The organism is Streptomyces sp. NPDC111520, assembly GCF_055635295.1.
On record NZ_JBVKBW010000007.1, the window covers coordinates 55187 to 71625 of the forward strand.

The window sequence follows — 16439 nt, forward strand, 5'->3', positions numbered from 1 at the left end:
TCCCGGCCGGTCGTCCGGCCGGGACCACGGCGCTCCGTCGTCTCCGTCATCCGCGGCGTGCGCGGCGTGTCGCCCACGAACCCCACCAGGCCGGGATCGGCGGATCGGCGGGGGCGGACGTCGGCTGGTCCGGGTGGAGTCCGAGCCGGCGCAGGGCGGCCGCGTCGACCCGTACTTCGTGGGTTCCGTGCCAGTGCCCGTCCGCCCCGATCCCGCACATGAGGTCGATCATCACCTCGTGGCCGGCGAACGGCCACCAGTCGATGCCGCGGTCCCGCAGTCAAAGGGCCGTCAGCTCGACGGGCCCGGGACGGCCCGGCAGGTTCTCGCAGCCCAGGAGGGTCACCCATGCGTCAGATGCGTCAGGTTTTCGGTCCATGCCCCCATGCTCGCGCAGCACGACGGCGTGCCGCAGCGGGATTTCGCCGCGGCACGCCGTCGAGGGGGACGGGGTGGGCCGTGCCGGCCACGGGGATGCGGCGGCACGGCCCGGATCGGTTGCCGGTCAGCGGCGGCCGCCCCAGGACTTCACGTCGACGACCTGGCGGTGGTCGTTGCGCAGGGTCGCGGCGTCGCGGCGGTCCCAGACGGAGTTGCGGCGGTCCTGGAAGACGTCGCGCCGGCCGTCGCGGCCGAAGCCGGTGTGCACGCGCACCTTGGAGTGGCCGACGAGCCGCACGTTGTTGAAACGGTAGCGGTTGCCCTCGCGGTCCGACAGGGTCCAGCCACGCAGGTTGACCGTACCGCGGCCGGTGTTCACCACTTCGATCCATTCGTCACCGCCGCGGCCGAACCGGCCGTGGCCGTCGCGGGTGTTGACGTCGCCGATGACCACCCGGGACCGGCCGTGGTCGCGGTGGTCGGCCGCGGTGGCCGGCAGGGAGGCGGCGGCCACGACCGCTCCGGAGGCGAGGACGGTGGCGATGACGCGGCGGGTGATACGAGCAGACATGATGCCCCCTCAACAAAGGTGCGTTCCCGGCCCTTCCGGGCCGTTCCCGCGGTGCGGATGCTTCGGCGGTTGCCGATGACCCAACTCTGGCCCACCGGCGACGCACACAACCGGAACAATCGCTTCGCGTTACAGAATGCGGACATATCCGTAACTGTTAGCTGTAAGCGACATCTGTCAGTCCCGGGCGACATGTCGACTGACTGCGTGATGCACCCATCCGCCGGGCACGGCCGTCCGGGCTTCTCGCTGTCACCCACACGAGTGCCCTGATCGCCGGGCGCCCCCCGGCGGCCGGAGAAGGGCCCCGGTAACGGAGAATCGCGCCATGACGACACGCGGCGCGGGCCACGGGCACGCCCCCGGACAGGACCACGGCTATCTGCTGGACAACCGCCGGGCCGAGGCCGGGACGCGCTTCGCGGCCTTCGCCGAGCTGTTCGACCCGGTAACGTTCCGGCACGTCGACGCGCTGGGCGTCGGCGCGGGGATGCGCTGCTGGGAGGTGGGGGCCGGGGGCGCCTCCGTGCCGCTCGGGCTGGCCGCCCGCGTCGGCCCCGGCGGTGCGGTGGTCGCCACCGACATCGACGTGTCGTGGGCCCGCGGCGCCGCGGGCGGCGTGGTCGAGGTGCTGCGGCACGACGTCGCCGCCGACCCGCCGCCACCGGGCGGCTTCGACCTCGTCCACGCCCGGCTGGTGCTGGTGCACGTCACCGACCGGGCGGAGGCGCTGCGCCGCATGGTCGGCGCACTCCGCCCCGGCGGGGTGCTGCTGCTGGAGGACGCGGACCCCGGGCTGCAGCCGCTGCTCTGCCCGGACGAGTCCGGACCGGAGCAGCGGCTCGCCAACCGCCTGCGCTCCGGCTTCCGCGCGCTGATGGCCGAGCGGGGCGCGGACCTGGCCTACGGGCGGACGCTGCCGCGCCTGCTGCGGGAGGCCGGGCTGGAGGACGTGGGGGCCGACGCCTACTTCCCGATCACGTCACCGGCCTGCGCCGTCCTGGAGGCGGCCACCGTGCGGCACATCAGGGACCGCCTCGTGGCGGCCGGTCTGGCCACCGACGAGGAGGTGGACCGCCATCTGGCGAACGTCGCGACCGGCACGCTCGACCTGGCCACGGCGCCGATGGTCTCCGCCTGGGGCCGCCGGCCGCTCAGCCCTGCGGCGTCCAGCCCGGATCCCGGCCGGTGAGGCCGAGCAGCCGGTCCAGCGGCGGCGCGGAGTCCGGGACGGGCACGGGCCGGCCGAAGGGCCCCGAGCCGTCGCCGGACGCCGCCCCGAACGAGGTGAGCAGCCCGAGCACGACCTCCACGGACGCCCCGTCGGGGCGGTACTCCAGCCCGGTCGCCCGGGCCAGGTCCCAGCCGTGCACCAGCAGCTCGTTCAGGGCGAACCGGCCCGCGGCCTGCGCGGGCAGGGTGATCCCGCCGGCGCGGGTCTCGCCCTCCCACGCCCCGGGGGCGTCCCAGGCTGCGGACACCTCCGTCAGCAGGACGGGCAGCAGCCCGCGCCAGGCGTCCGGGAGCCCGGGGACGGAGGAGCCGGGGTCGGTGTCCGTTGCCGGGCCGAAGTCCTTGCGGGCGGCGTTCCGGAAGGCCGCGCAGAGCCCGGCGACGTGCCCGATGAGGTGCGCCACGGTGTAGTCGGGACAGGGCGTGGGGGCGTCGAGTTGCTTGTCGGCGATCTGCTCCAGCAGGGCGCTCACGTCCCGGGCGGCCGGGCGGAGGTCGGGATGACGTGTCATGGGGTCCCCTGGGTCGGTGGTCGTCCGGGTCGGTGGCCGTCACGATGGGGACCGGTGCGGCGCCGCGAACTCATCGGTGTGCCGCCGCAACGCCCCTGTCACGGCGCGTCTCCGCAGGTCACAGCGGTGGGGCACGCACCGCGTGCCTCAGATCTTGACGGCGGGCAGTATTGGTCTGTGGGAATCCTTGGGTGTGCCAGGGCCGGGTGGGCGTGACGGGTGGACATGCGCGGCACGCTGTTCGCCGACGCCCCTGACGGTTTCCCCCGGTCCAGAGGCGACGCCTTCGCCGTCGTGGACGCCCGGGGCACCGTGACGAACTGGACCCCCGGCGCGGAACGGCTGCTCGGCTGGGCGGCCGAGCAGGCCCTCGGTCCGGTGTCCCGGCTGCTGTGGTCCCGCTCCGACGGCGCCCGCCTCGCCGGCATCGTGTGCCCCGAGCACTCGGTCTTCCTGGGCCCCCTGCTGCTGCGGCACCGGGAGGGCGCACCCGTCGGGGTGCTGCTGTGGGGGCACCCCCTCGCGCGCGACCTGTGGCTGCTGCAGGCGGAGAACGCCGACGCGGTGCGCCACGACGACCTGCTCGGCGCGCTGCTGCGCGGGCTGTTCACCGAGTCGCCGTTCATCATCGACGTCTTCGACACGGACCTGCGCTTCCTGGCCCGCAACGACTCCCAGATCCGTGCCACGGGCTTCGCCGACGACTTCGTCGGGTTCACCATGCGCGAGGTGGCCCCGCCCGGGCTGCTCGACACGGACGCCTTCGAGGCGCGCCAGCGGCTGGTGCTCACCTCGGGCCGGGCGATGATCGGCAGCGAGGTGCGCGGCCGCGACCCCCGCGACCCGGACCGGGACACGGTCTGGTCGGAGACGATCCTGCCGCTGCGCGGCGCCGACGGCGACGTCGTGGCCCTGGCGCACATGGTCTTCGACCTGACCACGGAGGCCCGCGCCCGGGAGCGGCTCGACCTGGTCAACGAGGCGAGCGCGCGGATCGGCAGCACTCTGGACGTACTGCACACCGCCCAGGAGCTGACGGACGTGGCGGTGCCGCGCTTCGCGGACTTCAGCTACGTCAACCTGCTGGACCCGGTGATGGGCGGTGAGGAGCCGCTGCCCGGACCGGTCGCCGAGGCGGTGCCCCTGCGCCGCGCGGCGGCGACGATGGTCCCCGACGGCCCGGCGCAGACGGTGGTCTCGCCGGGCGAGGTGGACCACTTCGCGTCCCTGCCCGGCACCCCTGCCGCCAGGGCCCTGGCCAACGGCAAGCCGGTCCTGCTGACGGGCGAGGAGCTGCTGGTCGAGCTGGAGGCCGCCGATCCCGCCCGCGCGGAGATGGTCCGCGGCTTCGCCGTGCGGTCCTGGCTGCTGGTGCCGATGTTCGCCCGCGGGGCGGCGCTGGGCGTGGCCCTGTTCGTACGGTTCACCCGGGCCCATGCCTTCGAGGCGGACGACGTCCTGCTCGCCCGGGAGTTCGTCGCGCGCGCCGCGGTCTGCATCGACAACGCCAGCCGCTACACCCGGGAACGCGCCACGGCCCTGGCCCTGCAACGCAACCTGCTGCCGCAGCGGCTTCCCACGCTGGCCACCGTCGACGCGGCCTCACGCCACCTGTCGCGGGACGGCCACCCCGGGCTGGGCGGCACCTGGTTCGACGTCATCCCGCTGTCCGGCGCGCGGACCGCCCTGGTCATCGGCGAGGCGGGCGGGCACGGGCTGCACTCGGCGGTGTCCATGGGCCGGCTGCGGACGGCGGTGCGGACGCTGGCGGACCTGGACATGGCGCCGGAGGAACTGCTCACGCACCTGAGCGACCAGGTCAAGCGCCTGCGCGACGAGCAGGGCTGGCCGACGCCACCCGGAGCCGGCGCCCCGACCTGCCTCTACTCGATCTTCGACCCGATCACCATGCGCTCCCTCGTCGCCAGCGCGGGGCACGCTATGCCGGCGCGGGTGAGCCCCGACGGCCAGGTGTCGGTGCCCGGGACCCCCGCGACGCCCGGGCTGGGCACCGGCGGGGTGCCGTTCGAGTGCGTGGAGGTGGCCCACGCCGACGGCGACCTGCTCGCCCTCTACACCGAGGGGCTGCTCGCCCCGGAGACGGGGGACGGGACGGCGCTCCGGCTGGGCCGGGCGCTGGCCGGGGCCGGGGCCTCCGCCAGGAAGGGGCCGGGTGAGGTCGCGGACGAGGCACTGCGCCGGCTCGTGCCCGGCGGGCGCTGCGGGCAGGACGTGTCACTCCTGGTGGCACGGCTGCACCGGCTGCCGCCGGACCGGCACGCCACCTGGGACCTGAGGGACGCGCCGGAGTCGGTCGGGCGGGCGCGGGGGCTGGTGACCGGGAAGCTGGCCGAGTGGCACCTGGAGGAGCTGGAGTTCACCACCGAGCTGCTGGTCAGCGAGCTGGTCACGAACGCGATCCGCTACGGCTCACCGCCGGTGCGGCTGCGGCTGATCCGCGACCGCCGGCTGATCTGCGAGGTCGGCGACGGCAGCAGCACCTCCCCGCACGTCCGGCGTGCCCTGGAGACGGACGAGGGCGGCCGCGGGCTCTACCTGGTCTCGCAGGTCGCGTCGCTCTGGGGGACGCGCTACCACGCCCGCGGCAAGACCCTCTGGGCCGAGCAGCCGCTGCCCACGCCGGACGGGGCCGCGGAGGACGCCTGAGGCCGGCGCCGGCCAGGCCCGGGGCGGCGAGCTCCTCCCGGCGACGGCTCCTCCCCCGGCAGCCGGATCAGACCGCCGGATCAGCCGCGCGGGTCCCGTACGCGCCGCCGGGCACCGCGGCGACGGGCACCTCGGTGACGGGGTCGGCGCCGCAGGTGTTGCGCAGCAGGAGGAGCGCGGCGTCGTCGTGCAGCCTGCCGCCGACGTGGTCGAGCAGGTCGCCGTGGAGCGCGGCCAGGGTCCGTGCGGGGTCGTCGGTCAGGTGGCGGGTGACGCGCTCGTCCAGGGGGTAGAAGCGGCGGCCGTGGTCGCGGGCCTCGATGACGCCGTCGGTGTACAGCAGCAGCTGGTCGCCCTCGGAGAAGGGCAGCACCTGGAGGACCGGGTCCTCCCCGGCGAGGGCGCGCAGCCCCAGCGGCGGGACGTGGCCGGAGGACTCGACGGCGACGACGTCGCCCCCGCGCAGCAGGAGGGGGTGGGCGTGGCCGCAGTTGACGATCTCCATGCGGCCCGGGCCCGGATGCCCGACGACGACGGCGGTGACGAAGTCGTCGGGGCCGAGGTTGCGGGCCAGGCTGCGTTCGATCCGGTCGACGACGTCCAGCAGGTCGGGCTCGTCGTAGGCGGCCTCGCGGAACACGCCCAGCACCAGCGCGGCGGTGCTCACCGCCGGCAGTCCCTTGCCGCGGACGTCGCCCACGATCAGGCGCACCCCGTACGGCGTGGGCACCAGCGCGTACAGGTCGCCGCCGATCCGGGCCTCCGCCGCGGCGGCGCTGTAGCGGACCGCCACTTGGAAGGGGCCGACGGTCTCGGGCACGGGCAGCAGCAGCGCCTGCTGGGCGGCCTCGGCCACCGAGCGGACAGCCGCGAGCACGCGCTCACGGCGCTTGCGGACGGCGGCCCCCAGCCCGCTCGCCAGGGTGACGGCGGTCAGCGCGCCCAGCACGATGGCGAGCTTGTCGCCCGGCATGCCCTTGTACGCGCCGAGGACGGCGGCCAGCGCCACGGTGAGCACGCCGACGCGCAGCACGCGCCAGGGGCCCCCGATGGCCGCAGTGAGCGCCGGGCCGACGGCGAGCAGCGGCAGCCAGTCGGGGCCGCTGCCGCTGACGAAGGCGACGAGGGCCACCGCGCAGATGATCAGAAACGGCGCTCCCGTGGCGACGTGCCACGTCGGCCGGCCGCCGTGGGGCTGGTCCGGGGCTTGACTCATGTTCGTCCGCAATCCCTGCCTGTGCGAGGCGTCACACCGCCGCTGTCCGTTTCAACCAGTTAATGGGTGTATGACCCAGGCCACAAGGGTGGGGATTTCAGATAGTGAGCGACAGCCCCCGTGTCACACGGCTCGCCGTGGGGAGCAGCCTGCCGCGTACCGCGTCGAGGGCGGCGACGCGGTCCGCGCGCAGCGACACACCGAGGGAGCCCAGGGTGGCGCCGCAGTAGACGGGCACCGCGATGCAGACCGTGCCGAGGGCGTACTCCTCCAGGTCCATGACGGCGGGCGGGGCCGGGACGTCCTCCAGGCGCCGCAGCAGCTCGGCGCGGCGGGTGATCGTGCGCGGGGTGAGATCGGCCAGCGGGTGCCGGGAGAGGTAGTCGTTGCGGGCCTCCTCGTCCAGCTCGCGCAGCACGCACTTGCCGAGCGCGGTGGCGTGCCCCGCCTCCTCGAAGCCCACCCACAGGTCGACACGCGGGGTCCGGGGGCCGTCGACGATGTCCGCCACCCGGATCTCGCCGTCCTCGTAGAACGTGAGGTAGGCGGCGGCCGACAGCTCGTCGCGCAGCGCGGCCAGCGCCGGCCGGACGCGGCTGAGCGGCATCTGGGGCCGGCTCGCGGCGTGCAGGGCGTCCAGCTTCTCGCCGAGGGCGAAGCCGCCGTCGTCGAGTTTGCGCACGTAGCCGTCGTGGGTCAGGGTCCGCAGCAGGTGGTAGGCGGTGGCGAGCGGCAGTTCGGTCTCGCGCGCCAGCTGTTTCGCCGGCGCGCCGCACTCGTGTGCACCCACCGCCTCCAGCAGGCGGAAGGCCCGCTGGACGGACGTGATGAGCGTCGGCCCGCCCTGAGCAGCCATGACTCCAGCCTGCGCCCCGTGTCCTGCCGCGGCAAGCGACGGCCGGGAACGGCCGAGGACACCGTGCGGTGCGTCCCGTGCGGCTTCGCGCGGACGCCTGCGTCGGCGCGCGCCGCTGTGCCACAGTGACGGCACGACGGTGCTCAACCCCGGGGGGAACGGTGCCGATGGACCTCATCGTCACGACACAGGCGCGGGACGCCGAGGACGAGCTGCGCTCGTTCCACACCTGGCTGCTCAACGACTCCTATGTGCGGCGCAACGCCAAGGTCATCCTCGACGGGCGCGGCCCGGCGCCCGGCCGCGTGGGCGGCGGCACCCTGGACGGTGTGCGGATCGCCCTCGACAGCGGCTTCCGGCTGGCCAATCTCGCCCTGGCATGGCTCGCCTGGCACGCCGCGCGCGCCTCGGCGCCGGAGCTGACCTTCGAGCACGACGGCGTCGCGGTCACCCTGTCCGGGCAGGACGTCGAGACCGCCACCCGCGTCCTGGAGTCGCTGCGCCCCACCGACCGGTGACGCCCGCCGGTTCACCGCCAGGTTGCGGAAGAGCCCGGCCCTGGGCGACGGCACCCGCAAGCCGCCCGTGAACGCATCGATCCGCAGGGTCATCGGCAAGGGCGGTGGTCCGGCGGGCCTGCCTGTGCCGGTGCCCGCGACTACGCCTGCGCCAGGGCGAACACCGTGCCGGCCAGGGACCGCCAGGCGAGGTCGGAGTCGGGCGTGGCCGCGTGCGGGGAGCGGAAGTCGCCGAGGAAGGCGGCGACGTCGTCCAGTTGCCAGCGCAGGGCGTAGAGGGCGATGGCCTCCCGGTCCGGGCGGTGGCCGGTCGCGTCCTGGTAGCGGTCGAGGTCCCCGGGCCCGGCGGCGACCAGCCACAGGTCGCGCTCGGGCGGGGCGAGGCCCACGGTGTCCCAGTCGACGAGCGCGTACCCCGCGCCCTGGCGCAACAGGTTGCCCGGGTGCGGCTCGCCGTGGGTGACGACGCGTTCCGCTCCGTCGCGTTCGAGGGCGGCGGCACGCCGGTCGAACTCCGCCAGCCGGCGCCGGAGCACCCCTTCGTGCTCCCTCGTCAGGTCCCTGGCCCGCTCGGCGTACGGGCCGCCGTGCCACGTGTCGTCCAGCCCGGCGAGGACCGACTCCAGCGCGGCGCGCCCGGGGAGGGCGAGCCGCGGGCGCGGTATGCGGGCCGGAGGCGGCGTCCGGTGGAGAACGGCGAGGGTGTCCAGCAGGGCGCCGCGTTCGCGTGCGTCGAGGCGGTCGCCGAACTGCCCGGCGACGCCGTCCGCGTGGGGGAAGACGCTCACCCCGTACCGCGCGCCGGCCCGGAGCACCGTGCCGCCCCCGGCGGCGGGCAGCGGGGCGACCACGAAGTCCCGTCCCGGGTGTGCCCGCAGGGCGAGGGCGGTGTCCATGGCCCGGCTCAACCCCGCGAAGGCCGCGTCGGCGTCCGCGCCGCAGTGACCCTTGTGCACCAGGTCGGCCACGGTGACGAACCACCGGCCGCCGTGCACGTCGGCCGCCGTCCAGTGGTGGTCGCCGAAGCCGACGGGTTCGTGCGTCCACGACGCCACGTCGATCCCCCACGCGCGCAGCGCGTCACCCAGTTCCGCCTCGCCGATCCCCTCGGGCCGCTCCCTCATGTGACGACCCTAAGCGCTGCCGCGGGGCTCCCGCCCCGGATTCCACGGGAACTCCGGGGCGCGGGCAACCGGCGCGGCGGGCCCGCCCCGGAGGGGTACGGTGCCGGCCGTCCGCCAGGGCGGGGCGGGGGCGGGGGGAAAAGCGCGTGCGGCATAGAGTGCTGATCATCCGTCCCCCCGGAAGGACCGACGCAGATGTATGACGCACTCCTCGCCGAGACCGTGACCGTCACCGGTCACGGCGGCGACCGCATCGAGGCGTACTCCGCCCGCCCCATGGCCCCCGGTCCGTACGGCGGCGTCGTGGTGATCCACCACATGCCCGGCTACGACGACCCCACCAAGGAGATCACCCGCAGGCTCGCGGCGGAGGGCTTCGCCGCCGTCTGCCCGAACCTCTACAGCCGCGAGGCGCCGGGCGCCTCGCCGGACGACGCGGCCGCGGCGGCGCGCGCCCAGGGCGGCGTGCCCGACGAGCGGTTCCTGGGTGACGCCGCGGGCGCCGCCGCGTACCTGCGCGGCCTGCCGTCGTCCAACGGCAAGGTCGGCGTGATCGGTTACTGCTCCGGTGGGCGCCAGGCGTTCCTCGCCCTGGCCTCGCTGGACGTGCAGGCCGGTGTCGACTGCTACGGCGCCTTCGTCGCGGGCCGGCCGCCGGAGGGCTTCCCGCTCCAGGTCGAGCCGATCGTCCACCTGGCGAAGGACCTGCGCGGCCCGCTGCTGGGCCTGTTCGGCGCCGAGGACAGCTACCCCTCCCCCGAGCACGTCGCCGAACTGGAGACGGAGCTCAAGGCGCATGGCAAGCCGTACGAGTTCCACACCTACGAGAACGCGGGCCACGCCTTCTTCGCCGTGAACCGTCCGAGCTACCGCCCCGACGCGGCGGTCGACGGCTGGTCGAAGGTCCTGGCCTTCTTCAGGGAGAACCTCTGATGTGCACGTACCTCACCGAGAAGATCCGCATCGAGGGCAGCGGCAAGGGCGCCCAGGGCTGGTTCGGGCTGACCGAGGCCATGGTCTACGTCGACCACCCGCAGCACGCGCCGTACGAGCACACCGTCAACATCGACTTCCTCAACCCGGCGCTGGGCCCCTCGGCCCGGGTCGCCGTCGAGCTCACCGAGGAGGCGGCGCTGGCGCTGGTCGACGCGATCCGCTCCGCCCTTGCGGCGGCCCCGCCGGGGCTGGCCTCCTCCGGGCGGACCGCGCCGGCGGCGCACTGACCGGACGGGCCGTCACCCCGGGACCGTGACCTGGACCAGGGCGTGCGTACCGCTGGTGCGCCATGCGGTGCCGCCGGCGTCCAGCCGGGCCACGGTCTCCGGGGCGAGCCCGGTGACGGTGTCCGACTTGAGGGTGCGCAGGGTGGCGAGCGGGCCGGGGAACCAGGCCGTGACCTCCGCGAACGGCACGGTCGGGGGCCACAGCCTGTCGTCCACCAGGCGCCGGTAGTTGAGGTCGCCCTTCATCACGGTCAGCCGCGCCGCCGCGAACCGCTCCCGCAGATCGTCCGGCATGTCGCGGTAGCCGAGCGGCGCGCAGGCGAAGGGGTGCGCGACCAGGGCGAGCCGGCCCTCGCGCAGGGCCGCGAGCAGCCGTCCGCCGATGCGGGCGGCCTCCCCGGCCGCACCAGGGGCGGCGGTCATCCGGCGCAGGCAGGAAAGGACGTCCTGGGTGGTGGCGTCGGAGACGTAGTACGGGCGTGGTTTGACGAGCAGTTGGACCTCGCGGGCGCGTCCGCTCACGAGGATGTGGTCGACGAGGGCGAGGTCGGCCAGGATCTCGCGGGCACTGTTGTCGGCGACCACGACGACGGTGCCGCCGTCCAGCAGGGACCACAACCGCTCCGACTCGTCGGCGACGAACGTGCCGGAGGCCTCCGGGTCGGCGGACCCGGCCACCATCGTGAAGCCGAGGTCGGCCTGGTTGCCCCACACGGCGGCCGCGAGCAGCGTCCGTTCCCGCTCGCCGGGGGCGAGCCCGGGCAGCGCGTCGAGGGCGGCGAGGTCGGCGGCGAAGCCGGGACCGTCCAGCTCGGCGTCCTTGAAGGGGGCGAACGGGTCGACGCCGTGCCACGCCCCCGCGGCGAGGTATCCGGCGGGGTCGAGGAGCCGGCGGTAGAAGTACGACTCGGACCACAGGAAGGGCAGTTCGGGCCACGGCCGCCCGAAGCGGCCCTCGCCCCACTCCTCCCAGACCGCCCGGTCCGGCGCGTCCTGCGGCAACGCGGCGACCGTGCCGGAGCGCGACTCCTCCAGGAGTGCCGCGAAGCCCCGGCGGCGCTCCGGGCCGTACGGGACGGCGTCCAGGATGCGCCGTACCAGCACGGGGTGCCGCTCCTGGAAGACGCTCCGGGCGAAGGACCCGGGCTCGTCACAGGTGATCGCCGGTGCCTGCGGGAGCCGGGGGCCGGAGGTGTCCTCGGGGTGTCCACCCATGCGTCGTCGTCCTCCAGCGGTCGGGGGCGGGGGCAGCCGTCGCGGGCATTGTCACAGGAAGCGGAGGGGAAGTGGGGCATCCGGGCCGTACGCGCGGTTCCCCTCCGGGGCGGCCTCGGGCACGCTGTCCGCGGCAGGTCGGCCGGGAGCGGGTCGGACCCGCCCGGATACACGGGAATGTACGGGGATGTGCGGATGTACGGGGAGGACGCATGGGCGGGGCAGGGCAGACGGGAGCGGGGGACGGCATGCCGGCGACGGTCGTGCTCGGGGAGGTGGGGCCGCGCGTGACGGACGTCGTGACCGCGCTGGGGCTCCTGACGGGTCTGGACGCGGAGCGGTGCCGGTCCCTCACGGACAGGACCCCGGTGGCCGTGCTGCGGGACGTGCCGGAGGCGGACGCCGAGGCGGCCGTCGCCGCGCTGCGCGACGCCGGGGCCACCGCCGGGATCGGCGGTTCCGGGCCGGGGTCGCGGCTGGACCGGGCCCTCACCCAGGGACGGGAACGGCCGCTGCCGCCCGAGGTCGCGCGCCTGCTGCGGGACGTGGACGCCCCGCCGAGGCTCGCGGCCCACCTGCGACTGGTGCACGACGTGGCGTACGAACTGGTCGCATGGGTGGGGCGGTACAGCCCGGCCCTGGCCGTCGACCGGGAGGCCGTGCTCTTCGGCGCGGCCACCCACGACATCGGCAAGGCACTGCACGTCGCCGAACTGTCGGGCCCGGGCAGCGCCCACGAGGACGCGGGCCGCACGCTGCTGCTGGCGCGGGGCGTCGCGCCGCGCCTGGCACGGTTCGCGGCCACCCACGGTTCGTGGACGGACGCGGCCGTCACCATGGAGGACCTGCTGGTGAGCGTGGCCGACAAGGTCTGGAAGGGAAAGCGCGTCACCGAACTGGAGGACCTGGTCGTGGACCGGCTGGCCGGAGCGACCGGCGACGAGCGCTGGGAGGTGTTCCTGGCGCTGGACGGGTTCCTCGCCGGCGTCGCCGCCGACGCGGACCGGCGGCTGGACTTCCACTCCTCGTTCCCCGCGGTCCGGGGCGCGGTGGGCCGCACTTCCTGGGCGCCCGAGCCCGGCGGTGCGTGAGGCGGCGTCACCGGCGGGGCCAGACCCGGAGATCGTCATGCGGGGCGAGATCCGCATCACGGTCCACGCGAACGGCGACGTCGTCGACGCGGCCGGGCCCGTGCTCGCCCGAACCGGCTACCTGGAAGTGCGTGTCTCGGCCACCAGCCCCTGTGTGGCGGACTGACCGCCGTCAACGGGCGCCTCGTGCCTCCTCGTTCCCGGCCCGGAGAGGCACCGGCGGCGCGAGACGCCCCTCCCTCGGTGTCGTTCGGGTGCACGACCGGCCGCGAGATGATGGTCCCGCCGGCGATCACCGCCCGGCAGGGTCGACGTATCGGGCCGGGTCCTGGCAGGGTCGGGACCGGCGTTCACGACGCGGGGAACGGAAGTGGCAGGGATGACCGGGTGCACGGCGACGGAGGGCCCGGACCGGCCGCCGGCAGGGATCGCGTCCCGCACGGGCGGCCGGCCGGAACCGGGGCCGCGGGCTGCACGGTTCGGACTGAGGGCGGGAACGGGCAGGCCGTGCCGGTGACCGACCGTTCGAGGCTCCTCGCATCGCGTCTGCGGCTGCCGCTCGCCGGCCCCTGGGCGGTGGACGCGGGGCTGACGCTGCTCGTACTGGCGGCCGAGACCATCCCGTTCGTCGTGCCGCGCTCGCCGTCACTGCCGCCCGCCACCTGGGCGTCGTACGGCCTGACGGCGCTCGGCGTGCTGCCCCTGTTGTGGCGGCGCAGGGCGCCGGTGGCCGTGCTCGCCGCTGTCCTCGCCGCGCAGGCGCTCTACCGGTTCACGGTCGACGGGCCGGGGCAGCCCCTCCCGTACAACGCGCTGGTGGCGCTCTACACGGTCGCCGAGCTGACGCCGGCCAGATGGCGTGTCCCCGTGGCCGCGGGAACGCTGGCGCTGATCTTCCCGTCGGTGGCGCTGAACTCCGGTGAGGCCAGGGAGCTGCTGTTCTCACTGTTCCTCTTCGGCGCGGCCTACGGATTCGGCCGTCTCACGCACACCCGCAAGGCCTACACGGCCGCCTTGGAGGACCGGGCGGCCCAGCTGGAGCGGGCGAACCGCATCGAACGGGAGCAGGCGGCGGCAGCGGAACGGGCCCGGATCGCGCGGGAGATGCACGACATCCTCTCGCACGCGGTGAGCCTGATGGTGGTGCAGGCGGAGGCGGGACCGGTCGCGGTCCGTACGGCGCCGGAGCGTGCCGAGGCGGCGTTCGAGGCCATCTCCGGGACGGGGCGTGACGCGATGGCGCAGCTGCGCAGGATGCTGGGGGTGCTCAGGCAGGACACGGGGGTCCCGGAGCCCGCGTCCCGCAAGCCGCTGCCCGCCCTGGTGGACCTCCCGCTGCTCGTGGAGCAGGTGGCCTCGGGCGGCCTCGCCGTCGCGTACGTGCCCGTGGGCCTTCCGGGGTCCCTGTCGCCGGCCGCCGAGGCGACCGTCTACCGGATCGTGCAGGAGTCGCTGACCAACGTGGTCAGACACGCGTCCGCCGAATCGGCCGTGGTAAGCGTCGAGTTGGGCGCCGGGGCCGTGGAGGTGACGGTCACCGACGACGGCAGGGGCGCCGTGGCCGGCACCGCCGGAGGGCCGGGCGGTGGCACGGGGCACGGTCTGATCGGGCTGCGCGAGCGGGCCGCGGCACACGGCGGGACCGTCGAGACGGGCCCGGGCCCGGGCGGCACGGGATTCCGGGTGAGGGTGCGCTTCCCGGTGGCGGACGACTTCACGGAGGTGGACGGGTGACGATTCGCGTGGTGGTGGCCGACGACCAGGAGCTGGTGCGCAGCGGCTTCGCCATGATCCTCGACGCCCAGCCCGGCATCGAGGTGGTCGCGGAGGCGGCTGACGGCGCCGCGGCGGCGGAAGCCGTACGGCTCCAGGGCGCGGACGTGGCGCTCCTGGACGTCAGGATGCCGGGCACGGACGGGATCGAGGCGTGCCGCGCCATCAGCGCCGCGACCGGCTGCCGGACGATCATGCTCACCACCTTCGACTCCGACGAGTACGTGTACGAGGCGCTGCGCGCGGGGGCGAGCGGCTTCCTCCTCAAGGACGTCAGACGCGACGACCTGGTGCACGCGGTGCGGGTGGTGGCCGCGGGCGACTCCCTGCTCGCCCCCACCGTGGCGCGCCGGCTGGTCGAGGAGTACCGGCGCCGGCCCCGGCCGGCCTGGGCGCCTCCCTCGGCACCGCTCGACGCGCTGACCGCCAGGGAGCGCGAGACGCTGCTGCACCTCGCCCGGGGGCTGTCCAACGCCGAGATCGCGGCCGCGCTGACGGTCAGCGAGCACACCGTGAAGACCCATGTCGGCAACGTGCTGGCGAAACTGGGGCTCAGGGACCGCATCCAGGCCGTCATCTGCGCGTACGAGACCGGACTCGTGACCGCGGGGGAACCGGCCGCCGCGGGGGAAGCGGCCGCCGCCGGGCACCCGGCCGGCGATCCCCCTGCCGGGGGAGCCGGTCCGGCCCCCTCCCCCGCGCGGGCGAGCCGGGGCCCGCGGCAAGACCCCTCGCCCGGGCGATCCGCTCGGGGGCGGTGATCAACAGGATGGCAGGCAACGGCTCGAGCCGTTCCCCGTCGTCAGGAGACCACACGATGAACACCCGTGCCCGCACCTCCACGCGCACCCGTACCGCCCTGGCCGCCGTCCTCGCCCTGAGCGCCGTGACCTTCCCGGCGGCCCGGGCGGCGGTGGCCGCTCCACCCCTGTCGCCGTCCGCGTGCGCTTCCACCGCGCACACCGGCGGGCTCGACACCGCGGCGCTGTGCGCGGCGCTCGGCTCGCTGCCCGACTCCGGCACCACCGCGGCGCTCGTCCGCGTCGGCGGCACCGACGGCACCTGGCGCGGCAGCGCGGGTGTGCACGACCTGGACAGCGGACGCCCGGCCGATCCGCAGGGCCGTTTCCGGGCCGGCTCGGTGACCAAGGTGTTCACGGCGGCGGTGGTCCTGCAACTCGCCGCCGAGCGGAAGGTGGACCTCGGCGCGCCCGCGCGCCACTACCTGCCCGCGCTGATCCCCGCGGCGTACGGGGGCGTCACCGTACGGCAGTTGCTCGACCACACGAGCGGCATCCCGGCGGCCGACATGCCGGCCGACACCGTCGAGGGGGCCTACGCCCACCGGTTCGACCTCTTCACGCCCGAGGACATGGTCGGGAACGCGACCGCGAAGACACCCGAGTTCGCGCCCGGCACGCAACAGCACTACCTCAACATCAACTACACCGTGCTGGGTCTGCTCGTCGAAAAGGTCACCGGACACGCCTACGAGGAGGAGGTCGGTCGGCGGATACTGCGGCCGCTGCAGCTCCGGAACACCTCCTACCCCGGCACCGACCCGCGCATCAAGGGCCCCCACAACCACGGCTACCAGGCCTTTCCGCGCCCCGACGGCTCGACCGAGCTCCGCGACGTGACGGTGTGGGGCCAGACGGAGGGCTACGCGGCGGGTGATGTCATCTCGACCGCCGCCGACCTGGAACGGTTCCTGCGAGAGTTGTTCACCGGCCGCGTGGTGCCGCGGCCGCAGCTGGAGGAGATGTTCACCCTGCCCGCGCCCTCGGTGCGCGAGTACGGTTCGGGCGCCCCGGCCTCGTACAGCGCGGGGCTGTCCGTGGTCACCCTCGGCGGCCGCGAGGTCTGGGGCAAGACGGGCAGCCGGTACGGCTACACCAGCGTCGTCGCAGCGACCCGCGACCTGTCCCGCACGATGGTGGTGAACGTCGGTGCCACCGACGCGAAGGGCGAGGGTATGAACCCCACGGAACTGGCCCTGCTCGTGGCGGCGTTCGGGCCTCCGTCCGCCTGAGACGGCCCGGCCGTTCCCCGCGCCGGG

General features: G+C 75.0%; 16 protein-coding genes. 10 read left to right on the forward strand and 6 right to left on the reverse strand.

Annotated features, from left to right (window positions below; all coding sequences use genetic code 11):
* Window positions 1–505: 505 nt before the first annotated feature.
* Complete coding sequence (locus ACZ7MY_RS17805; protein WP_499602829.1) at window positions 506–952, reverse strand: lamin tail domain-containing protein; 447 nt, start codon at window positions 950–952, stop codon at window positions 506–508.
* Window positions 953–1280: 328 nt separating this feature from the next.
* On the opposite strand from ACZ7MY_RS17805, the gene ACZ7MY_RS17810 reads away from it, so the two are divergent.
* Window positions 1281–2144, forward strand: a complete 864-nt coding sequence (locus ACZ7MY_RS17810; protein WP_499602830.1) for a class I SAM-dependent methyltransferase — start codon at window positions 1281–1283, stop codon at window positions 2142–2144.
* Here the strand turns inward: ACZ7MY_RS17810 and ACZ7MY_RS17815 are convergent.
* Window positions 2107–2697, reverse strand: a complete 591-nt coding sequence (locus tag ACZ7MY_RS17815; RefSeq protein ID WP_499602831.1) for a TIGR03086 family metal-binding protein — start codon at window positions 2695–2697, stop codon at window positions 2107–2109. The two genes, ACZ7MY_RS17810 and ACZ7MY_RS17815, sit on opposite strands and share 38 nt — an antisense overlap.
* A gap of 225 nt (window positions 2698–2922) precedes the next feature.
* On the opposite strand from ACZ7MY_RS17815, the gene ACZ7MY_RS17820 reads away from it, so the two are divergent.
* Window positions 2923–5364 carry a SpoIIE family protein phosphatase gene (locus ACZ7MY_RS17820; RefSeq protein WP_499602832.1) on the forward strand — a complete coding sequence of 814 codons (2442 nt, stop codon included), beginning with the start codon at window positions 2923–2925 and terminating at the stop codon, window positions 5362–5364.
* Between the two features lie 67 nt (window positions 5365–5431).
* Here ACZ7MY_RS17820 and ACZ7MY_RS17825 read toward each other — a convergent pair whose 3' ends face one another.
* The gene (locus ACZ7MY_RS17825) at window positions 5432–6580 is read right to left on the reverse strand and encodes a PP2C family protein-serine/threonine phosphatase (RefSeq protein WP_499602833.1); all 1149 of its coding nucleotides are present in this window, start codon (window positions 6578–6580) and stop codon (window positions 5432–5434) included.
* 97 nt (window positions 6581–6677) lie between these two features.
* The gene (locus ACZ7MY_RS17830; protein ID WP_499602834.1) at window positions 6678–7436 is read right to left on the reverse strand and encodes an IclR family transcriptional regulator; all 759 of its coding nucleotides are present in this window, start codon (window positions 7434–7436) and stop codon (window positions 6678–6680) included.
* A 167-nt stretch (window positions 7437–7603) separates the two neighbouring features.
* Between ACZ7MY_RS17830 and ACZ7MY_RS17835 the strand changes: the two genes are divergently transcribed.
* The gene (locus ACZ7MY_RS17835) at window positions 7604–7954 is read left to right on the forward strand and encodes an effector-associated constant component EACC1 (RefSeq protein WP_499602835.1); all 351 of its coding nucleotides are present in this window, start codon (window positions 7604–7606) and stop codon (window positions 7952–7954) included.
* 140 nt (window positions 7955–8094) lie between these two features.
* Here the strand turns inward: ACZ7MY_RS17835 and ACZ7MY_RS17840 are convergent, their stop codons facing one another.
* Window positions 8095–9078, reverse strand: a complete 984-nt coding sequence (locus ACZ7MY_RS17840) for a phosphotransferase (protein ID WP_499602836.1) — start codon at window positions 9076–9078, stop codon at window positions 8095–8097.
* Between the two features lie 195 nt (window positions 9079–9273).
* On the opposite strand from ACZ7MY_RS17840, the gene ACZ7MY_RS17845 reads away from it, so the two are divergent.
* Entirely contained in the window at window positions 9274–10011 is a 738-nt protein-coding gene (locus tag ACZ7MY_RS17845) for a dienelactone hydrolase family protein (RefSeq protein ID WP_499602837.1), read from the forward strand.
* A complete protein-coding gene (locus ACZ7MY_RS17850) occupies window positions 10011–10301 on the forward strand; it encodes a DUF6295 family protein (protein WP_499602839.1) in 291 nt (96 codons plus the stop codon). Before ACZ7MY_RS17845 ends, ACZ7MY_RS17850 begins: the two co-directional genes overlap by 1 nt.
* A gap of 12 nt (window positions 10302–10313) precedes the next feature.
* Here ACZ7MY_RS17850 and ACZ7MY_RS17855 read toward each other — a convergent pair whose 3' ends face one another.
* Window positions 10314–11516, reverse strand: a complete 1203-nt coding sequence (locus ACZ7MY_RS17855) for a damage-control phosphatase ARMT1 family protein (protein ID WP_499602840.1) — start codon at window positions 11514–11516, stop codon at window positions 10314–10316.
* A gap of 476 nt (window positions 11517–11992) precedes the next feature.
* On the opposite strand from ACZ7MY_RS17855, the gene ACZ7MY_RS17860 reads away from it, so the two are divergent.
* From ACZ7MY_RS17860 to ACZ7MY_RS17880, 5 genes are all read left to right on the forward strand, one after another.
* On the forward strand, window positions 11993–12607 hold the full coding sequence (locus ACZ7MY_RS17860; protein WP_499603284.1) for an HD domain-containing protein: 615 nt from the start codon (window positions 11993–11995) through the stop codon (window positions 12605–12607).
* A 37-nt stretch (window positions 12608–12644) separates the two neighbouring features.
* Window positions 12645–12773, forward strand: a complete 129-nt coding sequence (locus ACZ7MY_RS17865) for a hypothetical protein (protein WP_499602842.1) — start codon at window positions 12645–12647, stop codon at window positions 12771–12773.
* A gap of 347 nt (window positions 12774–13120) precedes the next feature.
* Window positions 13121–14341, forward strand: a complete 1221-nt coding sequence (locus ACZ7MY_RS17870) for a sensor histidine kinase (RefSeq protein WP_499602843.1) — start codon at window positions 13121–13123, stop codon at window positions 14339–14341.
* Entirely contained in the window at window positions 14338–15141 is an 804-nt protein-coding gene (locus tag ACZ7MY_RS17875) for a response regulator (RefSeq protein WP_499602845.1), read from the forward strand. The genes ACZ7MY_RS17870 and ACZ7MY_RS17875 overlap by 4 nt, the downstream gene beginning before the upstream one ends.
* Window positions 15142–15197: 56 nt before the next feature.
* On the forward strand, window positions 15198–16412 hold the full coding sequence (locus ACZ7MY_RS17880) for a serine hydrolase domain-containing protein (RefSeq protein WP_499602846.1): 1215 nt from the start codon (window positions 15198–15200) through the stop codon (window positions 16410–16412).
* The last annotated feature ends 27 nt before the right edge of the window (window positions 16413–16439 follow it).